The 25,846-nt window shown below is 33.3% G+C and carries 23 protein-coding genes; 13 read left to right on the forward strand and 10 right to left on the reverse strand.

The annotated features are described in order from the left end of the window. The first annotated feature begins 306 nt into the window (after window positions 1-306). Window positions 307-1,416, forward strand: a complete 1,110-nt coding sequence (locus tag BUB80_RS00590) for a terpene synthase family protein (protein ID WP_073289936.1) — start codon at window positions 307-309, stop codon at window positions 1,414-1,416. Between the two features lie 80 nt (window positions 1,417-1,496). Here the strand turns inward: BUB80_RS00590 and BUB80_RS00595 are convergent, their stop codons facing one another. Both BUB80_RS00595 and BUB80_RS00600 read right to left on the reverse strand, forming a co-directional pair. Next, window positions 1,497-4,430, reverse strand: coding sequence for a reprolysin-like metallopeptidase (locus BUB80_RS00595; RefSeq protein ID WP_073289937.1), 2,934 nt, complete (start codon window positions 4,428-4,430; stop codon window positions 1,497-1,499). A gap of 252 nt (window positions 4,431-4,682) precedes the next feature. Next, entirely contained in the window at window positions 4,683-5,822 is a 1,140-nt protein-coding gene (locus tag BUB80_RS00600) for an acyl-CoA dehydrogenase family protein (RefSeq protein WP_054508938.1), read from the reverse strand. Window positions 5,823-6,014: 192 nt separating this feature from the next. Between BUB80_RS00600 and BUB80_RS00605 the strand changes: the two genes are divergently transcribed. From BUB80_RS00605 to purF, 5 genes are all read left to right on the forward strand, one after another. Next, window positions 6,015-7,883: an endonuclease gene (locus tag BUB80_RS00605; RefSeq protein ID WP_073289939.1), complete on the forward strand. Its 1,869-nt coding sequence runs from the start codon at window positions 6,015-6,017 to the stop codon at window positions 7,881-7,883. A 158-nt stretch (window positions 7,884-8,041) separates the two neighbouring features. Further along, entirely contained in the window at window positions 8,042-8,647 is a 606-nt protein-coding gene (locus tag BUB80_RS00610; RefSeq protein ID WP_054508940.1) for a SatD family protein, read from the forward strand. Window positions 8,648-8,650: 3 nt separating this feature from the next. Continuing rightward, window positions 8,651-9,346, forward strand: a complete 696-nt coding sequence (locus BUB80_RS00615; protein WP_073289941.1) for a DUF3307 domain-containing protein — start codon at window positions 8,651-8,653, stop codon at window positions 9,344-9,346. 36 nt (window positions 9,347-9,382) lie between these two features. After that, window positions 9,383-10,102 (forward strand): phosphoribosylaminoimidazolesuccinocarboxamide synthase, encoded by a 720-nt coding sequence (gene purC / locus BUB80_RS00620; protein ID WP_073289943.1) that lies wholly within the window; start codon window positions 9,383-9,385, stop codon window positions 10,100-10,102. Between the two features lie 125 nt (window positions 10,103-10,227). Beyond that, window positions 10,228-11,727, forward strand: coding sequence for an amidophosphoribosyltransferase (gene purF, locus BUB80_RS00625; protein WP_073289944.1), 1,500 nt, complete (start codon window positions 10,228-10,230; stop codon window positions 11,725-11,727). 78 nt (window positions 11,728-11,805) lie between these two features. Here purF and BUB80_RS00630 read toward each other — a convergent pair whose 3' ends face one another. The 5 genes from BUB80_RS00630 to aroB all read right to left on the reverse strand — a co-directional run bounded on the left by BUB80_RS00630 (window position 11,806) and on the right by aroB (window position 16,844). Next, the gene (locus BUB80_RS00630) at window positions 11,806-12,516 is read right to left on the reverse strand and encodes a porin family protein (protein ID WP_073289946.1); all 711 of its coding nucleotides are present in this window, start codon (window positions 12,514-12,516) and stop codon (window positions 11,806-11,808) included. Between the two features lie 609 nt (window positions 12,517-13,125). Continuing rightward, entirely contained in the window at window positions 13,126-13,707 is a 582-nt protein-coding gene (locus tag BUB80_RS00635; protein ID WP_073289947.1) for a porin family protein, read from the reverse strand. Between the two features lie 231 nt (window positions 13,708-13,938). Further along, window positions 13,939-14,622 carry a porin family protein gene (locus tag BUB80_RS00640; RefSeq protein ID WP_073290149.1) on the reverse strand — a complete coding sequence of 228 codons (684 nt, stop codon included), beginning with the start codon at window positions 14,620-14,622 and terminating at the stop codon, window positions 13,939-13,941. A gap of 275 nt (window positions 14,623-14,897) precedes the next feature. After that, window positions 14,898-15,557: a porin family protein gene (locus BUB80_RS00645; RefSeq protein WP_073289949.1), complete on the reverse strand. Its 660-nt coding sequence runs from the start codon at window positions 15,555-15,557 to the stop codon at window positions 14,898-14,900. 240 nt (window positions 15,558-15,797) lie between these two features. After that, window positions 15,798-16,844 carry a 3-dehydroquinate synthase gene (gene aroB, locus BUB80_RS00650; protein WP_073289951.1) on the reverse strand — a complete coding sequence of 349 codons (1,047 nt, stop codon included), beginning with the start codon at window positions 16,842-16,844 and terminating at the stop codon, window positions 15,798-15,800. A 429-nt stretch (window positions 16,845-17,273) separates the two neighbouring features. Here aroB and BUB80_RS00655 point away from each other — a divergent pair, with 429 nt between their 5' ends. Next, window positions 17,274-18,212, forward strand: a complete 939-nt coding sequence (locus tag BUB80_RS00655) for a pseudouridine synthase (RefSeq protein WP_073290151.1) — start codon at window positions 17,274-17,276, stop codon at window positions 18,210-18,212. Window positions 18,213-18,313: 101 nt separating this feature from the next. Here BUB80_RS00655 and BUB80_RS00660 read toward each other — a convergent pair whose 3' ends face one another. Together BUB80_RS00660 and pncA are read right to left on the reverse strand one after the other, a co-directional pair. Next, complete coding sequence (locus BUB80_RS00660) at window positions 18,314-18,997, reverse strand: hypothetical protein (RefSeq protein WP_073289952.1); 684 nt, start codon at window positions 18,995-18,997, stop codon at window positions 18,314-18,316. After that, the gene (gene pncA, locus BUB80_RS00665; RefSeq protein ID WP_073289954.1) at window positions 18,997-19,602 is read right to left on the reverse strand and encodes a bifunctional nicotinamidase/pyrazinamidase; all 606 of its coding nucleotides are present in this window, start codon (window positions 19,600-19,602) and stop codon (window positions 18,997-18,999) included. The genes BUB80_RS00660 and pncA overlap by 1 nt, the downstream gene beginning before the upstream one ends. Before the next feature lie 390 nt (window positions 19,603-19,992). Here pncA and BUB80_RS00670 point away from each other — a divergent pair, with 390 nt between their 5' ends. From BUB80_RS00670 to BUB80_RS00690, 5 genes are all read left to right on the forward strand, one after another. After that, window positions 19,993-21,135 carry a DEAD/DEAH box helicase gene (locus BUB80_RS00670; RefSeq protein ID WP_073289955.1) on the forward strand — a complete coding sequence of 381 codons (1,143 nt, stop codon included), beginning with the start codon at window positions 19,993-19,995 and terminating at the stop codon, window positions 21,133-21,135. A gap of 238 nt (window positions 21,136-21,373) precedes the next feature. Further along, window positions 21,374-21,910, forward strand: a complete 537-nt coding sequence (locus BUB80_RS00675) for a YfiT family bacillithiol transferase (protein WP_073289957.1) — start codon at window positions 21,374-21,376, stop codon at window positions 21,908-21,910. Next, window positions 21,904-22,365, forward strand: a complete 462-nt coding sequence (locus BUB80_RS00680) for a DUF1569 domain-containing protein (RefSeq protein WP_228433621.1) — start codon at window positions 21,904-21,906, stop codon at window positions 22,363-22,365. The genes BUB80_RS00675 and BUB80_RS00680 overlap by 7 nt, the downstream gene beginning before the upstream one ends. Continuing rightward, window positions 22,362-22,739 (forward strand): bacillithiol system redox-active protein YtxJ, encoded by a 378-nt coding sequence (gene ytxJ / locus BUB80_RS00685; RefSeq protein WP_073289958.1) that lies wholly within the window; start codon window positions 22,362-22,364, stop codon window positions 22,737-22,739. The genes BUB80_RS00680 and ytxJ overlap by 4 nt, the downstream gene beginning before the upstream one ends. Further along, window positions 22,739-23,332: a Crp/Fnr family transcriptional regulator gene (locus BUB80_RS00690; RefSeq protein ID WP_073289960.1), complete on the forward strand. Its 594-nt coding sequence runs from the start codon at window positions 22,739-22,741 to the stop codon at window positions 23,330-23,332. Before ytxJ ends, BUB80_RS00690 begins: the two co-directional genes overlap by 1 nt. Here the strand turns inward: BUB80_RS00690 and BUB80_RS00695 are convergent, their stop codons facing one another. Then, entirely contained in the window at window positions 23,333-24,748 is a 1,416-nt protein-coding gene (locus BUB80_RS00695) for an aminotransferase-like domain-containing protein (protein ID WP_073289962.1), read from the reverse strand. A 96-nt stretch (window positions 24,749-24,844) separates the two neighbouring features. Between BUB80_RS00695 and BUB80_RS00700 the strand changes: the two genes are divergently transcribed. Continuing rightward, window positions 24,845-25,729 (forward strand): DMT family transporter, encoded by an 885-nt coding sequence (locus BUB80_RS00700; protein WP_073289963.1) that lies wholly within the window; start codon window positions 24,845-24,847, stop codon window positions 25,727-25,729. The last annotated feature ends 117 nt before the right edge of the window (window positions 25,730-25,846 follow it).

The following is a 25,846-nucleotide window of genomic DNA, read 5'->3' on the forward strand; positions in this document are numbered from 1 at the left end:
TGCTATACAATGTAAAATATATAAACGAGTTTTTAAAAAAAATCATAATATTTCATTTACCTAGTAATACTATTGAAAATAAATTAATATATAAAAATATATTAACGGTAAATATTTGTTAATTAATTATATTTTAATTAAAATTTTAAATCAAAAAATAAATTCAATTAACTATTAAAACATGAGTAATATTTTAATAGTTAATTTAAATTGACATAAGTATTGGGATTATGTTTAAAATTATAAATTTAGACCACTGTAATTAATTATATTTTTTTAAAACTAATGTAACCAAAAAACAAACATATGCAATCTGAAATTTTATTTGACGTTTCTTTTTTTGATCGTATAAAAAAAGAATATTTTGAACTTCAAGAATCTCAGCTTTCCCTTAAAGAATTACTTTCTCCAGAAATTGCCTCTGAGATATTTTATAGAAAATTTGCTCCACATCCTCAAAGTAAGGATTTAAAAAAAGATATTCAAAGCTTTGGTGAAGAACATAATATGTCACTACCAAATTTTCAGGAATATATCAATTTTTCTTTATTATTTTATCCAAGGGGTTCTTATGATGAAGTGCTCTGTATTGCTAAAAATAATTTTTTCGATTTTTATTTGAACGATACTTTAGGTCGTGATATTTTTAAGTTTCTTTCAAAAGAAGAACAAGAAAAAGCAACAATGTTTATTAATAATATAAGCGGTCTAGATGAAACTTTGAGCGGTATTGTAAACCCGGATTCTCTAGAACTACTGTTTATCGAGTTATTAAGTGAAGTTAAAAACAATTCTCCGGAAGATTGGTTTCTGCAATTTTTAAAAGCTTACTGTTATCATTTTGAAATCACCCATAAAAACTGCCAGATTGATTCTAAAGAACAAATACCTACTATTGATGATTATTTAGAATACAGATGTCACATGGGAGCATTTTATACGGTATTGCACAATATAGAGTACAGTAGGAAGCAGTTTCTAGATTGGAAATTCCTGAAAAAAATACAAATAGATGAAAAACTCAAAAGACTTTATAAGCTCATGAGTGAATTTGCAGTTTCTACAAATGATCTTTTTTCTTTTGAAAAAGAAGTTATTACATATGAATCAAGCTCTAATCTCGTTGTGATATTTATTTTAAATAATCCAGGAACTACACTTCGTGACAGTATTATTGCCATATCGAAAATTATAAAAAACCAGTTAGCTGAAATATTTTCCTTGTTAAAATCAATTAGAATTACAGTTGATAGCTTGCCAGATTCTGAGATAAAATCTATCATAGAAGATAATTTGTTTGAAGTCAACAGGGTTTTACAATTAAGCTGGGTTTGGCAAGCGCAATCTTCAAGGTATAAAAACCCTACATCAATATGGGTTGAAACAAGAACCTGCGAGTCATCTCTTAATAAATAATGTTAAAATCTTTTGTTGATGATATAAAAAAAAGAGGCTTTTTTAAGCCTCTTTTCCTTGTTTTTTAATGATTGTTTATCTTAGTTTTTGATGAATCTTTTTGAGATCTCACCGATTTGAATCATATAAGCACCTTTAATAAGACTGCTTACATTTACAGATCCTCTTTGAAGTTTTCCTGAGTTAATTAGTTTTCCACCCATATCGAAAATTTTGTAATCTTCGGAAGTCGTATTAGAAACATTTAGAATATCTCTTACAGGATTTGGATATAATTTAATATCAGTCAATAGATTTTTAGGGTCTGATAACTCTCCTTTTCCTGAAGAAGCTATATTTAATGTATAATCTTCAACCTGTCCATAAGTGTATGATCCACAGGGTGATGTTGGGATAGAGCTGTATTGCATCATTACTCTCATTCTTGTAGTTCCTACCGTTGCTGTTGCAGGGATCGTAATGCTTCCTGTAGCTGGAGTTGTGGTAGAGCCGGCTTTAGACCAAGCTAATTCTCCGCTGTCTGTAAAGTCACCATTACCGTTATAATCTATATATACTGCATAAGCTTCGCTATAATTAGTTGAAGTCCAAACCGGAGTTACGGAAATCGCATAAGTGTTTCCTCTTGTAACATTCGTGGAAATAGTTGTGAAATTTTCATAACCTGCAGTTCCTGTTGATGTATTATCTATGGTTCCGAATTTCACATTTCCAATTCTCTCATCAGCAGTATTTGTTGAAGTAGCTGAGCAATAAGAGACTGTGCTTCCTGCAAGAGTTGTTACGCTTACAGAATTGCTTGCAACAGAAATGTTTCCTGCAGCGTCTTTTGCTTTAACAGTGAAATTGTAATTTGTTGATGGTGTTAAGCTTGTTACGGTGTAAGACGTAGAAGCAGTAGAACCAATCAGTGAAGCGCCTTGGTATACGTCATAACCCGTAACACCTACTGCGTCAGTTGACCCACTCCATGATAAGTTTGTGCTTGTAGAAGTAGTTCCAGAAGCTGAAAGGGTAGCAGCGGTTGGAGCTGTTGTATCAATAATTCCAGAACCTGCATTTACAGTAATATTGGCGTTATTCACATCAAAGAAAATATGATTAGAGCCTTTTACCATAATTCTTCCTGTAGTGGTAGCAGAATTCGGGATCGTTACCGGTTGTGTACCGTCGTTTGGAGTTCCTGCTAATAAGGTAGTCCATGTATTTCCGCTATCTGTAGACCAAAGAATATCTACATTCGCTGCGTTCACGCCGTTTGCTGTAGTTCCTGCCACATTCCAGGTTACGGTTTGAGAGCTTCCACCTGTGTATGCTATTGCTGAGTTTTGAGAACTTACAGTGAATGGTCCTGCTGTTCCATTTACAGTAACAATGGCGTCATCAGAATTGTTTCCGCCACCTCCGGCTCTGTTATCACGAACGGTAAATCTGAAATTTAATGTTCTGGCTACGGTAGATAGGGCTTCAACTGTGATTTCTGAACCTGCGGTTGTAGTTGCTCCCGTTAACACAGAAGCCATTCTTGGGAAATATCTCACAGGAGTTGTCTGTGGTGTCCAAGATCTGAAATTAGGACCTGTTGCTTTTGTAGCACTTGCGGCAGAACTTGCTCCTGTTTGAGAAGAAGAGGCACTGTCCATTTGTTCCCAAATATAAGTTAGTGAATCTCCGTTGGCATCAGTTCCTGTTCCTGTCAGCACAAATGGTGTTCCTTTCGGAATGGTATAATCTAATCCTGCATTAGCTGTAGGAATTGAATTTCCTGTTGATGTGCTTACCGGACATGTTTTAGCTTTAATGTTATTGGTGATTTGCTGAATGCTTACCGCATGAAAGAAAGAATCTGAATGAGGTTGAACGTCCTGAGCCGTAATTCCTGCATATCCCATGATCGTTGATCCTGAACCAGGTTCTACATTCACACCAGTTCCTTCATTGGTATGAGAGAAAGTGTGGTTCCCTCCAAATTGATGACCCATTTCATGAGCTACATAATCAATATCAAAATTATCTCCTGATGGAATAGCGTCTGCCGGAGAAGTATATCCACTACCTTTTGAACCGTTGGTACAAACGCAACCGATACATCCTGCATTTCCACCGCCTCCGGAAGCTCCGAATAAGTGACCGATGTCATAATTTGCTTCCCCGATAACTGAAGTTAAAGTAGATTGAAGTTGAGAATTCCAACTGCTCATTCCTGAGGCTGCAGAATAAGGATCCGTAGAAGCATTGGTGTAAATTACCGCATCATTATTAGCGATAAGAACCATTCTTGCTGCAAAATCTTTTTCAAAAACTCCGTTTACACGGGTCATGGTGTTGTTCATTGCGGCTAAAGCGTTGGCTTTTGTTCCTCCGAAATAAGTAGTGTATTCTCCTGTACTTGAAAGTGCCAGCCTGAATGTTCTTAGTTTAGCATCATCAGCGTTGGGTCTTGCTGCGAGGTTGTTTGTATTGGCAACCCCTTTTTGAGCGACATCAATAACAGAGCATTCAAACTTATTAAGGTCATCTTTTTTATCTGATTTTCTGTAAACCACATAAGTAGATAAGTCTTTCGTGTAAGGTTCAATAAAAACAGCAGATTTGTCACCATAAATTTCCATTGAAGATAATCCTAGCTGAGAAATACTGAAGTATACAGTAGAGTTTGAATCACCTAAGCCTTCACCAACGTAAGATTTGATATCAGGATATTTTGCCGCTAATTGAGGGTCAAAGTTTGAATTTTCTTTTACTTTAAAATTCTCCATTCTCCCTTCTGAATTTGGGAAAGAAATAATGATCATGGATTTTTCACCCACAGCGAGTCTTTTGGGAGCTTTTGCCAATATGCTCTTCAGGCCGTTAATATCGAGGCTGTAAACCTTTGGATTAGTAACGAAATTTTTGTTTTCGAAGACTTCTGAATTTGTTTTTCTTGAGCCTTCAGACCAAAGACGATCTGTCTGAGCGAAAGAAATGCCCGTGATGAGAAGCATTCCGATCATTGATAATTGTTTTTTCATATAAATATTATTTTGATTGTGGAATATCAAATCTAATAAATTTTTAATAATGAAAAACAAAATTATTTAAGAAAATTTATGATAATATATTTAAATTATTATGCAATACATTGAGTGTGCTTTAATGTGGAAAATTTTAAAAATAAAATAGCACACGCAAAATACGTGTGCTATTCAATTATGATTATATAATTCTAATTTTTACATTTCATCATCGAAAACAGATTCGAGATAATCTGTATTGATGTAAAATTATTTTGTAATATCTCTACCGATAACTAGTCTTTGGATCTCAGAAGTTCCTTCTCCAATAGTACATAATTTAGAATCTCTGTAATATTTTTCAGCAGGGAAGTCCTTTGTATATCCGTAACCACCAAAGATCTGAACTGCGTTGTTAGCAATTCTTACACAAGCTTCAGAAGCATATAATTTTGCCATAGCTCCTTCTCTTGTCATTTTTTGCTTAGCATTTTTCAATGTTGAAGCTCTTTGGATCAATAATTCAGATGCATCGATCTCTGTAGCCATATCAGCTAACATAAAGTTGATTGCTTGGAATTCAGAAATTGATTTTCCAAACTGATGTCTTTCTTTAGCATATTTTAAAGCAGCTTTGTAAGCTCCTCTTGCTGTTCCTAAACTTAGTGCAGCGATAGAAATTCTACCTCCGTCAAGAATTTTCATTGCTTGTTTGAAACCTTCTCCAACTTCTCCTAAACGGTGAGAGTCTGGAACTCTAACGTTGTCGAAAATTAATTCTGCTGTTTCAGAAGCACGCATTCCTAATTTATTTTCTTTTTTACCAGAAGAAAAACCAGTCATTCCTTTTTCTAATACGAAAGCGGTAGAATTGTTTTTAGCACCAATTTCTCCAGTTCTTGTCATTACAACAGCAATATCACCAGAAATAGCGTGTGTAATAAAGTTTTTAGCACCGCTGATGATCCAGTCATCTCCATCTCTTACAGCAGTGGTAGACATTCCTCCAGAATCTGAACCCGTGTTATGCTCTGTTAATCCCCAAGCTCCGATTACTTTCCCGGAAGCTAATTGAGGAAGCCACTTGTGTCTTTGTTCTTCATTTCCAAATTCATAAATATGATTTGTACAAAGAGAGTTGTGTGCTGCTACAGAAAGTCCGATAGAAGGATCTACCTGAGAGATCTCATCTAGGATTGTAACATATTCATGATAACCAAGACCAGAACCTCCATACTGTTCAGGAATAACAATCCCCATGAAACCCATCTCTCCTAATTGATGAAATAAATCTTTTGGAAAAGTTTGGCTTTCATCCCATTCCATAATATTCGGTCTGATATTTTTTTCAGCAAATTCTCTTGCCGTTTCAGCTATCATTTTAATGTTGTCCATTGTTTCTGTATTCATAAAGGTAAAATAGTTAATGCCCAAAGATACTTAAATTGTTGGTATACGAAAAAAAATTATCTTTAACATGTGAATTCATTTACAAAGTTTTAATTACCAATTTTTTATATTTCAATATTTAATGATTTCGTAATGAAAAGGTACAAACTTTAAGTTGTTAAATTGACTATTTTAGCCTCCCAATTTTAAAGCATGAAAAAACTTCTACTTCCTATCATTTTATTTTCGGTTTATATTTCTGCGCAGGCTCCGGCAGGATATTATAATGGAACAGCCGGGCTTTCAGGCTATGCCTTGAAGTCTAAAATTCATGATATCATTTCTGAAAAAAATATTAACTGGCATTATGGTGACTTGCCTGCTTTTTATAGCCAGACTGATCTGGATAGATATTATGATCATGGATCCAGTAATACAACGATTTTATTGGATATTTATTCCGAAATACCATCCGGGCCGGATGCATATGAATATACTTCTGCAAACTTAATAAGTACTTCAGGATCTGAAGGATTAGGTTATAATAGAGAGCACGCTATTCCACAAAGTACATTTAACAGTAATTATCCAATGTTTTCTGATCTGCATTTTGTAATTCCCACAGATGCAAGGATTAATCAGTTACGAAACAATTATCCTTACGGAATTGGTAATTCTACAGTACATCACACTTTTTCAAACTCCTCTAAAATTGCTAACAGCGCTATTCCTAATTATGTATATACCAATAGGGTATATGAACCGATTGATGAATTTAAAGGAGATGTTGCAAGAATGTTGTTGTATTTTGCAGTGAGATATGAAAATAAGTTGCGGTCATTTAATCACTCTACAAATATTAATCCAGCGTTAGACCGCTCGGCATTAGATGGAACTGCAGAACGTGCTTTTGAACCGGCATATATCTCTATGCTTCTTCAGTGGCATAATCAGGATCCTGTATCTCCAAGAGAAATAGATCGAAATAATGCGGTGTACAATATTCAAAATAATAGAAACCCTTTTATTGATAACCCTCAGTGGGCTAATGCAATTTGGACACAGACTCCTGATGCTATTGCGCCGCAAGCACCTTCAAATTTAACTTCTACTCAATCTGGAGCTAATTACACTAGTTTAACTTGGTCTCCAAGTATGAGTACAGATGTTCTTGGATACAATATTTATCAGAACGGTGTTTTTTTAACGGCTACAAAATCTACATCAATAGTTGTTGATCATTTAAATCCTTCAGCATCCTATTCGTTTACGGTGCGTGCATATGATCAGGGATATTTGCAATCTTCTGATAGTAATACTGCTACAATATCTACGTTAACAACGGATCCAAATTCGAAGGATCTTTTTATTGTTAAATATATTGAAGGAACTGATAACAACAAAGCTTTAGAAATCTTAAACAAAACGGGGCATGAAGTAGATTTAGAAAATTACAGTATAAGGGTGCAATATTACAACAGTGTAACTAATACTTATTATTTTGGAAATAGTTTCGAGTTTGAAGGTAAAGTGCCTAATAATGAAAGCTTTGTTATTCTTAATCCTAAATCTACATTATCTTGTTATACAAATGCTGAAGCTCAATTTCTCACGGCAGGTGATGCTCTTAATTTTGTAGGAACTCAATATGTTGAATTAGCATATAAATCAGCAACAATTGACGCTGTGGGAAGTAAATTTGTCAGTAATTCTTATGGAAATATTTCTCTTTACCGAAAGAATACTGTTACACAGCCTACTTCAGTATTCAGTGCCAGTGAGTGGGATTCATATTCAATCGATTATTGTCAGAATTTAGGAACACTTTCTACTTCGGATACTCTTTTCTCTAAAACTGATAAAGTTAAAATATATCCTAATCCTGTTAACGAAAATCTCTTTGTTGATGGTAATGAAATAGAAAAGATCAAAATAGCACAGATCATAGATTTCTCAGGGAAATTAATTTATACTGAAAAAGTACCTTTTAAGGACAAGAAAAATATTTCTGTACAAAACTTACCATCAGGAATGTATTTATTAAACCTTGATGGGAAAGGATATCAGTTTATTAAAAAATAAATTAAAATAGTCAGACCATCTAAATTTTAGGGTTTTAATCTTCATAAAACCTTGCATATAAAGCTTAATTGATATAAGCAGATTCACTAATAATCAATATCTATAAGTGTTTCTGCTTATATTTTTTATTTATAAGTAATTATGCTTATATTTGCAAAATGATAGCGGTCCTTACGGGTGATATTATAAATTCGCAACACGCAGACACAGAAGTTTGGATTACCAAGCTAAAGAATCTTCTGGAACATTGGGGAAGCTCTTCCCTTGTATGGGAAATCTACAGAGGAGACGAGTTTCAGTTTAAATGCAACATTGATGATGCATTTTGGCGTTTTCTAGCCATAAAATCTCTTATAAAAAGTCAGGAAAATTTAGATGTAAGAATTGCCATAGGAATTGGTGAAGAAAATTTTTCATCAGAAAAAATCACCGAATCCAACGGAACAGCCTATGTGAATTCCGGAAGATTATTAAATGATTTAAAAAGCGATGGACATACCGTTGCCATTAAAACTTCCAACGACAATGTAGACAGAGATCTTAATATTCTGTTGAAATGGTCTTCCAAAGACTTTGATAACTGGACAATGGCTACTTCGGAAATCATTCACGAAATGATCATGAACCAAGACATTACCCAGGAAGATTTGGCAAAGAAATTCGCGATTTCCCAATCGTCCATAAGCCAGCGACTGAAACGTGCAAACTACGAGCTTATCGTAGAGACCAATCAATATTTTAGAAAGAAAATCTCAGAACTGTAAAACATGATCTTTACTAAACTCATATTGGCACATTTACTTGGAGATTTTATTCTCCAGCCAAATTCATGGGTTTTTGATAAAGAAAGTAAAAAACTGAAGAGCAAGTATTTGTATCTTCATATTCTGATTCATACTATTTTAAGTTTTATTTTCCTTTGGGATCTGCAGCTTTGGTGGGTAGCAGTTTTAGTGGGAGTTTCACATTTTATTATTGATGCTGCTAAACTAAGTTTCCAAACGATTAAGAATAAAAAGAACTGGTTTTTTATAGATCAGCTTCTGCATGTTTTAGTTATTGTAGGAGTTTCATTTTATTTTAATGAGTTCAATCTTGAGTTATTAGAAAATCAAGACTTCTTAAAAATAGCAATGGCAGCTTTGTTTTTAACAACACCTGCTTCTATTTTTATTAAAATATTGTTGTCTTCATGGACACCCGTTCCAGAGACAACAAATAATATACAAACCGAATCTTTATCAAGTGCAGGAAAATATATTGGAATTTTAGAACGTTTACTAGTCTTCACTTTTATTATGGTGAATCATTGGGAAGGCGTAGGTTTTATGGTGGCTGCAAAATCTGTTTTCAGGTTCAGTGATCTTGCACAGGCCAAACAAAGAAAATTAACAGAATATGTATTGATAGGTACATTACTGAGCTTTGGAATGGCAGTTTTAACAGGAATTTTAATAAAGTAAAATAAATATAAATCTAACTAATAAGACATTTAGAAAATGGAAAAGAAAGAAATGTTGTACGAGGGTAAAGCAAAACAAGTATTTGCTACCGATAATCCGGATCAAGTAGTTGTACGTTTCAAAGACGATGCTACTGCATTTAATGCTCAAAAAAGAGGATCTGTTGATTTGAAAGGTGAAATGAACAATGCCATCACAACTTTGATTTTTGAATATTTAAATGAAAAAGGAGTGAAAACTCATTTCATTAAGCAATTGGACGAAAGAGAACAATTGGTAACAAAAGTATCTATCATTCCTTTGGAAATGGTTGTAAGAAACTACTCTGCAGGAAGTATGGCTCAAAGATTAGGAGTTGAAGAAGGTATTAAATCTCCGGTTACAATCTTTGATATTTGCTACAAAAAAGACGAATTGGGAGATCCGCTTATCAATGATCACCATGCAGTTTTCTTAGGAGCAGCTACGTATGAAGAGCTTGAGGTAATGTATAAATTAACTTCTGAGATCAACGAAATTTTGATCGATTTATTCGACAAAATGAACATCATCTTGGTTGATTTCAAAATTGAATTAGGGAAAACTTCAGACGGTGAGATCATCTTGGCTGACGAAATTTCTCCTGATACTTGCAGACTTTGGGACAAGGATACGATGAAGAAATTAGATAAAGACAGATTCAGAAGAGATCTTGGAGAAGTAACTGAAGCTTATGTTGAGATTTACAACAGACTGAAAACGTTACTTAACAAATAAGATTCCAGATGCTGGGTTTCTGGCATTGAAAAATGATTTGTTATTCAACAAAATTAAATTAGAAGTCGGTTTTTAGCCTTATATCTACTAGCTGACTTCTGCTATCTATAATAGAAAAAATAGAAATGAAAAGTTTAGACATTCATAAAAGTGAATATTTAAAACAGTTTGAAAATCAAACCTACGGAAGAAATCTTTTAAGAACGCAGGAAGAAGAAAGACTGGATGCTCCAAACGAGGAGTGCGGTATCTTCGGAATGTATTCGGATAATGATTTAGATACGTTTTCTCTTTCGCAATTCGGGCTTTTTGCATTACAGCACAGAGGTCAGGAGGCTTGCGGTATTTCTGTTCTTAAAGACGGAAAGATCACCAACATGAAAGATGAAGGTTTGGTTTTGGATGTTTATAAAGAGATCCAAGATCCTGAAGCTTTTATGGGAAATTCTGCAATCGGGCACACTCGTTACACGACAGCAGGAGACAAAAAGAAATATAATTTTCAGCCATTTTTCGCGAAAAACGAATATGACCAGATTATACTTTCTATCGCTCACAATGGTAACTTAACCAATGCGAGAGAATTAAAAACAGAATTAGAAGCTGAAGGCGTTGTCTTCAGAGCAACTTCGGATTCTGAGGTTATTTTAAGATTAATTCAAAAAAATCTTGATTTAGGACTTCGTGGTGCCATTAAAGCAACCATGGAAAAAATAGAGGGTGCGTATTCGGTTGTTGGAATGACGAGAAATAAATTCTTTGCATTCAGAGATTTCAACGGAATCAGACCTTTAGTTTTAGGTGCAGTGGATGAAAAAACATATGTTGTTGCTTCAGAATCTGTAGCTTTAGATGCTGTTGGGGCTCAATATGTTCGTGATATTTTACCGGGAGAGATCATTTACACAAATGAGAACGAGCCTGGGAAATTGAATTCTTACATGGTGAATGAAGAGAGAGGAAAGCAGAGAATCTGTTCTTTTGAATATATTTATTTTGCAAGACCTGACTCTACTTTAGAAAACATTAACGTTTACGAAATCAGAGAAAAATCTGGTGAAAAAATTTGGGAGCAAGCTCCTGTAGAAGCTGATATCGTTATTGGAGTTCCTGATTCTGGGGTTCCTGCAGCGATTGGTTTCTCTAAAGCTTCGGGAATACCTTTCCGTCCTGTTTTAATTAAAAACAGATATATCGGAAGAAGTTTCATCGTACCTACTCAGGAAATGAGAGAAAGGGTAGTGAACCTGAAATTGAACCCAATTATTTCTGAGATCAAAGACAAAAGAGTAGTGATTATTGATGACTCTATCGTTCGTGGAACTACTTCTAAAAGATTGGTTAAAATTCTAAAAGATGCTGGTGTAAAGGAAATTCACTTCAGAAGTGTTTCTCCACCAATTATTGCGCCTTGTTATTTAGGAATTGATACACCGTCAAAAGATGATTTAATCTCTGCCAATATGACGACTGAAGAGCTTAGAGTTTATCTTGGAGTGGACTCTTTAGAGTTTTTAAGTACAGACAGCCTGAAAGAGATTTTGGGTTCTTCTAACCATTGTTTTGGATGTTTTACAGAAGAATATCCTGTAGCGAAAGGGGAAGAAATAGAATTATTTAATTAAGCTTAAATAAATTGATAAATGAAAAGGTCTGACTTAATTACTAAGCCAGACCTTTTTCTATTGATATTAAAATTTGTTCTAGAATTTGTAGTTTAATCCTAATTGGAACACTCTGTTTGTTAGAGCATCAACCCCTTTAGGGCTATTTGTTTCAATATTGGTTAAACTGTTTACGTATCTCGCATTGATTCCTATGTTATGAGTGATATCATATCCTACACCAAGACCTAAACCTATGTTAAATTTCTTGATATCATCTTTGTCAATAGTTTCAGATACTGATGAAGTGGTAGTTGTTGTAACTCCTGCTGTAGTACTTTCAACCCTTCTTTCTCCTTTGTTCTTTCCATTGATGAAATAACTGAATTCAGGACCTGCTTCTATATAAAAATTCTTAGTAGGTCTCATTTGAAGCATCAATGGTACTGAAATATAATTTAGAGTATTTGAAAAGTCTTCTCTTGTTTTAACTGTAGTTGAACCTGTAGTTACATCTGAAGATGAGACTACACTTTTTGATCCTAATTGATTATATAAAACCTCTGGTTGAAGACTTAATTTTTGAGAAAGTGGAATGTTAACAAATACCCCAGCATGAAATCCTAATTTTTGATTATTAAGACTTACATCTTGATTGTTAAAAGAAGCAGCGTTACCACCCCCTTTAATACCAAATCTAATTGGGTCTTTTTGATTATTCACAGTAGTTACTGTAGGAGTAGTTTTTGTTTCTTGAGCAAATGCTAGTGAACCTGTAGCTACTGCTAGTCCTAGAAATAACTTTTTCATAATTGTTTATTTTTAATTTTACTTTTCTATTTTCAGTCTGATTTTTCAATCAGATGAGAAGTAATTTGCAAATTGCTTGCCAAAATTGAAAAATTATACGTTTAACCAGTGATGGATAAAGCATACCGCAAAATAGCTAATGTGAACTAAATCTTAATTTTATGTAATTAAATTAAAATTATTCAACTTAAAATGCTTTTTATATTAACAGATTCATTAAATCACTATTATATGTATTATATTAATTTTGGCAATTTTATCTGTTTTTTTAATTAAAAATTTTTATTTTAACATAAGTATCAAGTTTGTTTACTTCTAAATTGTAGTAAAAAATAAGATTCGGTCTCTAAATACATATAGTAAATCCCTTTAGATAAGTATTGTTTGGTAAGAATGAGTTCTAATTTTTATGAAAATTTATGTATTCTGAAAATAAAAAAGTCAAGATTATGTATGCAATCTTGGCTTTTTCTATTGAATGTAAAAATGTATTACTTAAACTTATTATAATTATTTCTTTACTTTAATATATTCCTAAGTAAAAAATGTGAAAAGGTCAGGCTTAATCATAAAGCCTGACCTTTTCTGTATTGAAATCAAAGTCTGTTATTAAAATTTATACGCAAGACCTACCTGGAATACATTGTTTTTTCCTTCTGGCTGATCTCCTTCAACTTTTTTACCTATATCTGTTACCCCTGCAACATATCTTGCATTAATACCAATATTAGGAGTAAAGAAATATCCTGCTCCAATCCCAATTCCAAAATCAAAACCTTTGATATAATCATTAGCTTTTACGGATACAGATTGGTATTTGAATTTAGAATCTATTAAGAAACTGAATTGTGGTCCTGCTTCAAGATAGAAATTAGGTGTTGCATTATATTGGAACATTACCGGAACGGAAATGTAACTTAAATTTACTTTAAGATCCTGAAATCCGTCTGCTTTTGCGCCAAGACCATTGTACAAAACCTCTGGTTGAAGACTGAAGTTTGATGCGATTGGAGCGTTCAAAAATAATCCGCCATAGAATCCTACTTTAGCTTTTGAATCACCACCAGAAATTGTAGACACATTTAAACCTGCTTTCACCCCATATTTAAGTGGAGTAGAAGATTGAGTTTTCTCTTGCGCCCATACTAATGAACTTGTAGCAATGGCTAATCCTAATAATAATTTTTTCATAGTTAATGTAATTAATTTTTATTATTTATATTTTTGATTTTCAAATTTTAATATACAAAATTCTTGCCAAAAAGTATTAATTCGTTTAATAATCAATAATAAAAAGGATGCTTTATAGCAATAGCTATTAAAATGTTTTCATTGAAAATCTATAATTTGCGATAAATTACAAACCAAATTAAGCCAGACCTTACGATCTGGCTTAATCTATTAAAATTTGTATAGGTAGGCTTATTTGAATTTATAAGCTACACCAACCTGGAATGCATTATTTCTAATTGCATCTCCACTGTTATGTTTGTAGACATCTGTAATACCTGCAGTAAACCTTGCTGTTACCCCAAAGTTCTGAGTAAAATAATATCCGGCTCCAATTCCAATTCCGAAATTAAATTTATTGTGAAAATCCTTATTGATTTTATTTGAGAAGCTTGATGTTTCGGTAACGGTAGTATTTCCTGTGGTGGTTGTCGTTGTAACATCTCCTTTATTTTTTCCTCCTAAAAGGAAGCTAAATTCCGGTCCTGCTTCTACATAAAGCTGAGGAAGAATATTATACTGTACCATTACAGGGATTGAAAGATAATTAAGATTTTTCTTGTAATCAGCTTCTCTTTTGTATTTGTCAGAGTTGACATAATACAGCTCTCTTTCTTCAGTTTTAGAACCTAATTGGTTAAAAAGGATTTCAGGCTGAATGCTGAATTTCTGCGCTACCGGAATGTTAACAAATACTCCTGCATTAAAACCAGGCTTCAATTTCTGGTCATTATCATACTGGTCAGCTTTACTAAGTGTAGAAGCGTTGAATCCAGCTTTAACTCCGAAAGTAATAGGAGAAGAAGATTTAGTTTTTTCTTGAGCATTCACCAAAAGGCTTCCTGCAAATGCTAATCCTAGAATTAGTTTTTTCATGATTTTAAAGTTTAAACTTATTTCCCCACATCGCTGCAAAATCCCCGCCAAAGAAAGGAAACTGATAAAAATCATATTAAACATCCAATGACTATGCTTAAAAAAATTAATCTTGTTTTTTAAAGTTACATGGAAAGCAATAAAAAATTTCGCTTTTCAAAAGTAAGATTAAATCCATCTCCATTTGACAGGAGGGCAATGGGTTATAAAACAAAAAAAGTCAGACCTTGCGATCTGACTTTATATATTAAAATTTGTTTTTGGAATGTTTAGGCTTATTTGAATTTATAAGCTAATCCTACTTGGAATACGTTGTTTCTTACCGCGTCTCCATTGTTGTTTTTATAGATATCATTTACACCAGCTGTATATCTAGCAGTAATACCTAAGTTTTGAGTGATATAATATCCAGCTCCTAAACCAATACCGAAGTTAAATGAGTTGAAATCTTTTTTATTCAATTCATTAGTTGTAGTACTGTTAGTTGTTCCGTTGGTAGAACTTTTATATTTGTCTTTAGCTGATACCAAGAATCCAAATTCCGGACCTGCTTCTATATATAAATTAGGAAGTGCATTATACTGGAACATTACCGGTACTGCGATATATCCTAAATTTCTAGAATAATCAGATCTATATTTATCTCCTGATATAGGAGCAGTAAATTCTCTTGTTACTTTCGAACCTAGGTCATTATAAATTACCTCTGGCTGAATGCTGAAAGAGCTTGCTACCGGAATGTTAGCAAAAACACCTGCGTTAAAACCGATTTTAGATTTTGAATCGCTTAAATCTGCTCCTTTAGAAAGAGAAGAAACGTTCATTCCTCCTTTAACACCAAATGTAATTGGGTTTGAAGATGAAGCTTTAGGTGTTGTTTGTGCGAATGCCAGTGAACTTGCAGTTACTGCTAATCCTAAAATTAACTTTTTCATAACTTTAATTTTTTTAATATTTACTATTCTTAATTTTAAATTTTACTACTGTCAATTTTTGTTGACGCAGAGTATCTTTCAAATTGCTTGCCAAAAATTAAAACATGATAAAAATCAGTAGTAATAAAATTCAATTCTTTGATTTTTTTAAAATTTAAATATCTTTAAATCAATTAATTGAGCGGTTTTATGAATAGACATGTAGAAAAGTGAAAAATTATAAAAATTTCTAAAATTGAGTTAAATAGTATCTAAAGTTCTGTAAAAATGTAAAGATTTAATAATATTTTTTTGATCACATTGATGATCGAAGGTGCAAGAACCTATTCCTGAGAGCAAAGAGAAGTTGATTTTACTGTCAATATTTTTCTTATCATTTAATAAAAGTGCAAAAATATCTTCATCTTTAAAATCACTGATATCTAAGTAAGGATAATATCTTTGAACATTTTCAATCACAATTTTTGAATCTTCTTCAGAGATAAGGCCCTCAAGGTAAGAAAGGTGTGCCTCGGAAATCATTCCCATTGCTACTGCTTCACCATGCAAAATAGGATTACCTTGTTCCAAACATAAGCTTTCTATAGCATGCCCAATTGTGTGAGCAAAGTTTAAGGTTTTTCTTATGTTTTTTTCGTGAAAGTCTTTTTCTACAACATCCTGCTTAATATCCATAGATGTTTGAATATGTGGAATAATACCTTCTATATCTAATTTATGGATCTGGGTGAGGTTTTCCCAATGTAGTTTATCTGCAATTAATCCGTGTTTTAGCATTTCTGCAAAACCACTTCTTAATTGTTTAAAAGGAAGGGTTTCCAAGAATTTAGGATATACAAAAATCTGTTCCGGGAAAGTGAAAGTTCCTACCATATTTTTATAATGCATCAGATCAATTCCTGTTTTACCACCAATAGAGGCGTCACACATCGATAATAATGTTGTTGGAATATTAATGAACTGAATTCCTCTTTTATATGTAGAAGCAACAAAACCACCCATATCTGTAATTACACCGCCACCAAGATTGATGACAAGTGCTTTTCTGTCGGCTTGCATTTCTGTTAAAATTTCCCATAGCTGATTTGCTGTCTGAATATTTTTCATCTCTTCACCCGCTTCAATCTCCAGAATTTCGAATCCAAGATCCGTCTCCATATTTCCTAAAAGTATGGGCAGACAATACTCATGCGTATTTTCATCAACTAAAATAAAGATTTTGCTGAATGATTTTTCATGTAAGAAGTCGTTAAGCTGAGAAAAATTATCGTTTAATATTGTTATCATTTTCAGAATTTCTATAATGTTAATAGTGAAACTATATTGCAAAGTTATGATTCTTAATTTTTAACTCGTAACTAAATTACTATCTTTGCAAAAATATTTAGAATGAGCAGAGACAATAATAATTCAGGAAAACCTAAAAGACCGAGAGTTTCAACAAGAAATTCCGGAAGTTCTCGCGCTCCTAAATCTGGAAATTCTTCAGAATCAAAACCTTTCAAAAAACCATTTTCTAAAAGCGGTGATAAGAGTTTTGGCCAAAAAGATAGAAATGAAAATGGCAATTCAAAATTTGAGAAAAAGCCTTTCAGCAGAAGTGATAGAGATACCGACTCTGGACCTTTTAAAAAACCTGATTCTAGGAGAGGTGATACAAATTTTGAAAGCCGAGGTGATGAAGATCGCAGCTCAAGACCTGGCAGAGAGCCTTACATTACATCACAAAACGAAGGTAGAGAAAGAAAAACATTTGGAGGTAAACCTGTTTCTAAAAGAGGTGGGCCAAGAGATCCTGATACCAAAGACAACAAAAGAGGTAAATACGAAAGAGGCAGCTTAAAGTACGGTAAGAGACCTTCTACCGGAAATGACAGAGATGAAGATAGAGCAAAATCTTTTGTACAAAAAAGAAGATTAAATAAGATTGATAAAGATATCCATAAAGATACTATTCGTCTTAATAAATATATCGCAAACTCAGGAATTTGTAGTAGAAGAGAGGCTGATGAGTTAATTACTCAAGGTTTGGTAGAAGTAAACGGGAAAGTAGTAACTGAAATGGGTTACCAGGTTGAAAAAACTGATAAAGTAGTTTTCGATGGACAGAATATTACTCCAGAAAAACCAGTTTATGTACTATTGAATAAGCCAAAAGGATATATTTCTACTACAAAAGATGATAAAGCAAGAAAAACAGTAATGGATCTTGTGGCAAATGCTTCTCCGTACCGTGTTTTCCCTGTTGGAAGATTAGACCGTTCTACAACGGGAGTTATTCTTTTAACAAATGACGGACACATGACGAAGAAATTAACGCACCCATCTTTTGATGCGAAAAAAATCTATCATGTAACGTTGGATAAAAAGCTTACCAATGAAGATATGAAACTGATTGTTGAAGGAATTCGTTTAGATGAAGGAATTGCTACAGTTGATCAAATTTCATTCATTGAAGGTAAGCCGAAAAATGAAATCGGAATTGAAATCCACATCGGATGGAACCGTGTTATCAGAAGAATCTTCCAAAGATTAGGATATGAAGTAGAAGCTCTTGATAGAGTAACGTTTGCAGGATTAACGAAGAAGAATATCAAAAGAGGACACTGGAGAATTCTTACAGATTTAGAAGTGAATACCTTAAAAATGCTTTAATAAGCTCAGATTTTTAAGATTAAAGATAAAAAAGACGTTGAATAAGTTTTCAACGTCTTTTTTGTTTCGTTTGTGATTCCTGAGGATTACAGAATAAAACTTTATGATTCTTTAATTATAAAAATCAAAATCCAGAAAGCGGTGAATATAAAACTTAATAGTAATATTCTTTTACCATGTTTCCTGTCTTTTTCATTAAAATAATATACTCTTTCTCCATTAGGAAGTTGTTTTTTAAGTTTAATAATAGCTACTGCAATCGCATAGCTTACAAAAATTAGCATTCCCCAAAACAATGAAACGATACAACCAACTACCGCAAAAATATATCCTATAATAATATAGTTTTCTACTTCTTTTGGGTTATCATATTCATTTTTTAATGATTCAAGACGTTTTTTGTTGATTGAATTTATTTCTTCATCTGTAATATTTTCTCCTCTGTTTTCTAAAATCTTTTTTGCGGCTTCATAATCAAATTCATTCCATTCATCTTTTTTGAAAACAATTTCTTTCAATTCTTCATTTGAATATTCCAACAAGTAATATCCTTCCGGAATTATCATTTCATGAGCGTAATATTCCGAAATGACTTTATTGGCAACCTCAAAATCATCTTCGGAAATTAAAATTTGATATTCTATTTTTCCGGGATTTGATACAAAACTAGGATCGAAATCTTTTTCGTTATCTATTGTTTCATATTGAATAAGATGATCTTCTAAAACCGAAGCTATTTCTTGAATGATAGACTTATTGATACTTTTTCTGAAAATACTTTTCATTATCCCAAAACAGTAACTCCTTTTTGAATCATCTCATAAATTGCATCTTTGCCATTATCCGGTTTTACGTTTACAGCGCGTGTTCCGTTGAAATGCAGACATGTTACATATCCGTTTGCGACAGCATCAGTAGATGTAAATTTCACGCAATAGTCCATTGCTAAACCTACAATTTCTAATAACTGAATTTCGTGATATTTTAAGAAATCATCCAGACCGGTTTTCATAAAGTGATTATTATCTTGAAAACCACTATAAGCATCAATTTCAGTGTTTTTCCCTTTTTGAATGATGTGAGTTACCTTATCTCTGTTTAAGTCTTTATGGAATTCTGCTCCAAAAGTTCCTTGAATACAATGATCCGGCCACATAAACTGCGGAACACCATTTAATATAATACTTTCCCCAACTTGTCTTCCGTTGTTGCTTGCAAAGCTTTTATGATTTGCAGGATGCCAATCCTGAGTAAGAACAATTTGATCATATTCATTTTCTTCCATAAGAAGATTAATGTAAGGAATTACTTCATTAGCTCTCGGAACTGCCAATGCACCTCCTTCACAAAAATCATTCTGTACATCTACTATTATTAATGCTTTTTTCATATTTAGATTGTCGAATTAAAGATAAATTTATAAAATTTATTATTCAAATATTTGTCCAAAAATTAATTATCGGACAAAACGGCATTTAGAATGATAATTTTTGACTTATATATTATATAAAAAGGGTATCAATCGCAAAGGCGCAAATTATAATTAACAATCATGTTTTTAAGACACAAGAATTTTGTTTTCGATAAAATTTGTACTGTTATAGATGAAAATCTTTGATTTTCTTGCGCCTTAAAACAGTATCAAGATTAAAAAACTTTGCGTCTTTGTGATTCTCCAACAAAACAAAATCTTTGTTTAATTATAAAAACAATTACTATTTCACTTTCAAGATATAAAACAAATCCCAATAGCTTATCTTTGCAATAAATAAGTATTTTTATGTCATTTGAATCGTTAGGATTATCACACAATATTATTCATTCTGTTAAAAAGTTAGGCTATTTGAAGCCGTTTCCTATTCAAGAACAGGCAATCCCTGTTATTTTACAAGGAAAAGATTTAATGGGAATTGCACAAACAGGTTCCGGAAAAACGGCTTGTTTTGTGATGCCTATTTTAGAAAAACTACAAAATGCAGAGGTTAAGAAAGACCGTAATATTCAGGTTTTAATATTGGTTCCTACACATGAGCTAGCCATTCAGATTGATGAGGTATTTAGAGCTTTTACAGACAATCTGAAGCGTGAGATTCGTACAATGGCGGTCTATGGTGGAGTATCCATCAATCCACAGATGAAAGGAATGTTTGGCGTTGAGGTTCTTATTGCAACACCTGGTCGTTTACTAGATTTAATTGATCATAAAGCGTTGAGTATTTCAGGAATCCAACATTTGGTGATTGATGAAGCAGATAAAATGTTTCAGTTAGGTTTTGGGGAAGAAATGAATAAGCTTTTCGCTCAAATGCCTGTGATGAAACAGACTACCTTGTTTTCTGCGACGTTAGATGATAAAGTTTCTGAAATGAAGGAGCGTTTATCAATCAACCCTACACTGATTGAGATTAAGAAAGAAGAAGTTGAAATTGATAATATCGAACAATTGGCATATCATGTTTCTCCAGAAAATAAAGGTCCATTTTTACGTTATTTAATTAAAGAAAAGAAGGTTGAAAAAGCATTGATCTTTGTTTCATCAACAAAATCTGCAGATAATTTGGTTGAAAAACTTAAGAAGAATAAAATTAAAGCAGTAGCCATTCACAGTCAGAAATCGCAAGGTGCCCGTAGAAATAATTTAGAAGAATTTAAAGTAAATGGGGCTCAGATTTTGGTCGCTACCGACTTAATTGGTCGTGGTATTCATATTGAATCTTTACCTTGTGTGATCAATTACGAATTACCGCGCTCGCCACTAGATTATATTCACAGAATTGGTAGAACAGGACGTGCAGGTGAAAAAGGGACTGCCATTAATATTCTGACGGATGATGAACTACAACATTTCAGAGTGATTCAAAAAAAAATGGGGAAGAAAGTTACTTTACAAAGAACAGAAGGAATCGACTTACATGGGTATTAATCCATTAACTTACATAACAAAAGCTTCAATTTTAATAGAATTGGAGCTTTTTTAATTATGATTTCTTTCACTCAGTGGATACATGGATTGCTAATTATTTTACGATAGGTACAATTAATAATTTTTTCATATTAATAATATCTAAATTTTGATAAATTTACAAACAACAAAAAGTTAACAATTATCTCAACGATTAATAATAGGGTAAAGCGATAACATAAAAAATAAAACTAATAAAATGAGCAATTTACAGCAGAAAAGGTTTCCAATAGGTGAGTACCAACAACCTGAGAGCATCTGTGATATTAAACTTGATGAATATATCAAAGTCATCAAAAACTTTCCTGAAAAGCTTAAAAACTTAATAGAAGACCTTTCTGAAGATCAGTTGGACACACCTTACAGAGAAGGTGGCTGGACCGTTAGACAGCTTGTGAATCATATTGCAGACAGTCATATTAACAGTTTTATTCGTCTTAAATTAGCATTAACGGAAGATAACCCAACCATTAGACCTTACGACGAGGCCAAGTGGGCTGAACTTCAGGATAGTGTCAATATGCCTATAAAGCCGGCCATGAGAATGATAAAAGGGACCCATCAGAGATGGGCAGCATTGCTTAAAACTCTTACAAACAAACAATTTGAAAGAACTTTTCATCATCCTGAGCATCACCAGAATTATGATTTGAGAAGTTATCTTGCTCTGTATGTTTGGCACTGTAACCATCATTTTGCCCACATTGAAAATTTGAAGAAAGAAAAAGGTTGGTAAAAAAGAGCCTCCATCATCGGATTTATTTCGAGGAAATTATTAATAGAATCTCTAATCTTGCGGAAAATTCTCCAAAAAAATGGGGACATATGTCTGCTGCTCAAATGCTAAAGCACTGTGATCTTGTTCTTCAGGTAGCTTTGCATAAAATTGTTCTTCCGGATATCAATGTTTTATTTGGCACAGTAGGTATTGTCGCAAAATATGAAATGCAAGTTTTTAATAATGGAATTCCTCGAAATATGCCCACTTTTCAAAAACTAATCGTTAATTTTGAATGTGATTTTGATGAAGTAAAGAAAAGTCTTCTAAAAACACTGGATGATTATTGGCAAGCATTTGAAAATAATAATCTATCTAACCGGCACAAACTTTTTGGTAAAATGACCGAAAAAGACTGGGGCTTTTTAGAATATAAACACCTTAATCATCATCTTAAACAATTTAATGTATGAGTTTCTTTGATAAAATATTTGGCGGAAAAGAAGAAAAGCCGGAAGAAAAATCTTTCTGGAACAAAATAGAATCTGAAGAGGATTTACAAAAGGCTATTGAAAATTCTTCTCGTCATAAGATCGGAATATTCAAACATTCTACAAGTTGCTTTATCAGTAAAACGGTATTGAGAAACTTTGAGAAAGAAATAGAAAATACCGATGAAAAAGTAGATTTGTATTTCTTAGATTTGTTGGCTCACAGACCTATTTCCAATAAAATAGCAGAAGATTTGGGAGTAAGACATGAAAGCCCGCAATTTATTGTCATCGAAAACGGAAAAGCCATTAGCAATGCTTCTCATCAGGATATATCTTTAAGCCAGATCCTCTAATGAAAAATATTAATAATTATTTATCTAAAGTTTTAAATGTTCCTGTTGAAAAAGTGAACATGTGTAGCTTGCATTATGAAGTAAAGAAAATTCAGAAGAATCAGTTTATCTTGCAATATGGGGAAGTTTGCAGACATATCTACTTTGTAGAAAAAGGACTTTTGAAAATGTATTCTATCGATAAAAATGGGAAGGAACACATTATCCAATTCGCTCCTGAAAGTTGGTTGATTTCTGACAGAAGTAGTCTTTATTTTAACGAAAAATCAATTTACTATATAGAAGCTATTGAAGATTGTGAGGTGCTTTTGCTACATCCTGATTTCATCAGTAAATTGGTAGGAGAGTTCCCAAGCAGCCTTGGAAAGAGTGATGTTTTGGTTCAGAAGCATATAAAAAGTCTTCAAGACAGAATCAATTCTTTATTAGGAGAAACAGCCGAAGAAAGATACATGAAGTTCGTCAAAATGTATCCCGATTTGTTGCTGAGAGTTCCCCAATGGATGATTGCTTCCTATTTAGGAATTACCCCTGAAAGTTTAAGCCGTGTTCGAAAAGAATTGGCGAGAAAAAACTTTGTTCCGGACAGGTAATTACGAAAGTCTTTTTGCTAAATTTCCTATTTGTCTTAGTTTTAATTGGGTGTCTTCTGACCAGGGTAAGCCAAAGCAAAGTCGCATACAATTTTCAAACTGATCCTGAAGGGTAAACATTCTTCCCGGTGCAATGCTTATATTTTGCTTTATGGCCAGATCATACAATTCTGTTGTACGAACTTTTTTATCAAACTCTATCCAAAGAGATAATCCACCTTGTGGTCTGCTGGTTTTTGTGCCTTCAGGAAAAGATTCAGCAATCGTCTGAACATAATTTTGATAGTTACTTTGCAACGTTCTGCGCATTTGCTGAAGATGTTTCTCATATCTTCCGCTTTTCAGGAAATTAGCAACGGCTTCATTTACAATGGATATTGATGAAGTAGAATGAAGAAGTTTTAGCTTTAAAATTTTCTCTTTATATTTTCCGGGAACGATCCACCCCACACGATAACCTGGTGCAAGCGTTTTTGAGACTGAGCTACAATAGAGTACATTTCCTTCTTTGTCAAAAGATTTACAGCATTTCGGGCGGTTGGCACCAAAATAAAGATCTCCATACACATCATCTTCAATTAATGGAATATTATTTTCTGCTAATAATTTAACGACTTCTTTCTTATTTTCATCAGACATACAGCTTCCTAATGGAGTATTAAAATTAGGAATCAATAAACAGATATCAATTTTAGGGATAGCTTTTTTTAAGGCTTCAATTTCAATACCATGAGCCGGATGTGTAGGTAATTCTAATACTTTCAATCCAAAACCGGCAGCCAGTTGTAAGATTCCAGGATAGCACGGACTTTCAATGGCAATGGTATCTCCGGGTTTTCCTAAAGCCATCAGACAAAAAGATAAGGCATTCATTCCGCCATTTGTTGTTACAACATCATTTTCATTAAAGTTTCCACCCCATGATAACGATCGTAAGGCGATCATTCTTCTTAATTTCAGATTTCCTTGTAGTTCTTCATATTCGGCTCCGCCAGATTTTAATTCTCTTGTCGCATTGATGATCTCTTTTTTTAGTTTAGCCTGAGGTAGCAAATCTCCAGACGGAATTGCAATAGAAAATAATGTGAGATTATTTTTACCCATATTTTCATACACCTTGCTGATGAGCTCATCAGGTTCATTAGTATTGGCAATTAAAGAAGGTCGGCTAACCTCTGGAAGGGGAAGTGTGATTGAAAGTAACTGACTTACAAAATAACCCGATTGCGGTTTTGATTCTATTAAAGACATCGATTCCAATTCCAGAAAAACACGTTTTGCAGTGTTCATACTGATTTGATGCTCTTTACATAAAATTCTAACAGACGGAAGCTTGTCTCCCGCATTTAAAACTCCACTTGTAATCTGAGAAGCAATTCCGTTGGCTATTTCTGTATATAAAAATTCTTTAGTCATATTTTTAAACTGTGCTCGTGCAAATATACAAAACTGATACTGTGCTTACTCAATTAACTTGTATAATTTTGACTCATCAAATAAAACCTCAATATAATGATGACAAATCAAATATCAAAAGACCAAACAGTTAACGGATGGATCAATGGATTCATAGGAGTACTGTTATTTAGTGGCTCTATGCCGGCTACCAAATTGGCAGTGAATGACATGAGTCCAATTTTTGTAACAATAGCACGTGCTGCTATTGCAGGAATTCTTGCTTTAATCGTTCTACTAATCTATAAAGAAAAGCGACCTACAAAAGATCAACTCTTTCCGTTGGTTTTAGTTTCGATAGGCTGTGTAATTGGGTTTCCTTTGCTTTCTGCACTGGCTCTTCAGTATGTAACTTCAGCACATTCCATTGTATTTTTGGGGATGTTACCTTTAATGACAGCAATTTTCGGAGTGATTAGGGGAGGAGAAAGACCACATCCTATATTTTGGTTATTCTCTATTATTGGAAGTCTTTTAGTGATTGGTTTTGCTATTTCTCAAGGGATTTCAGCGTCTCCAGTTGGCGATATTTTAATGTTAGCCGCTGTAGTTTTATGCGGACTTGGATATGCCGAAGGTGCAAAGCTTTCAAAAACACTAGGTGGCTGGCAAGTAATTTCATGGGCTTTGATCTTAGCATTGCCTTTAATGATTGTTTTATTTTTCATTTATTTTCCTAATAATATTGAAGCTGTAACTACAGGTGGTTGGTTTGGTCTGGCATACATTTCCTTATTCAGTATGTTTATTGGGTTCATATTTTGGTATCGTGGTTTAGCACAAGGTGGAATTACTACCGTGGGTCAGTTACAATTATTACAACCATTTTTTGGATTGGCATTGGCAGCTTATTTCCTTCATGAGCCTGTAAGTATGGGAATGTTAGGTGTTACCATTGGCGTTATTCTTTGTGTAGCGGGTACGAAAAAGTTTGCAAAATAATTTTTTTTAAACACCGAAAATCTTTATTTAATAAGTATTTAAGTTTCGAATATTCAAATTTACAATTCACCCTGCTTATGAACTTAAGCGGGGTGAATTGTGTTGTTTTATGAATTT

Origin of the sequence: Chryseobacterium polytrichastri (genome assembly GCF_900142445.1) — a bacterium.
Lineage (GTDB): Bacteria > Bacteroidota > Bacteroidia > Flavobacteriales > Weeksellaceae > Chryseobacterium > Chryseobacterium polytrichastri.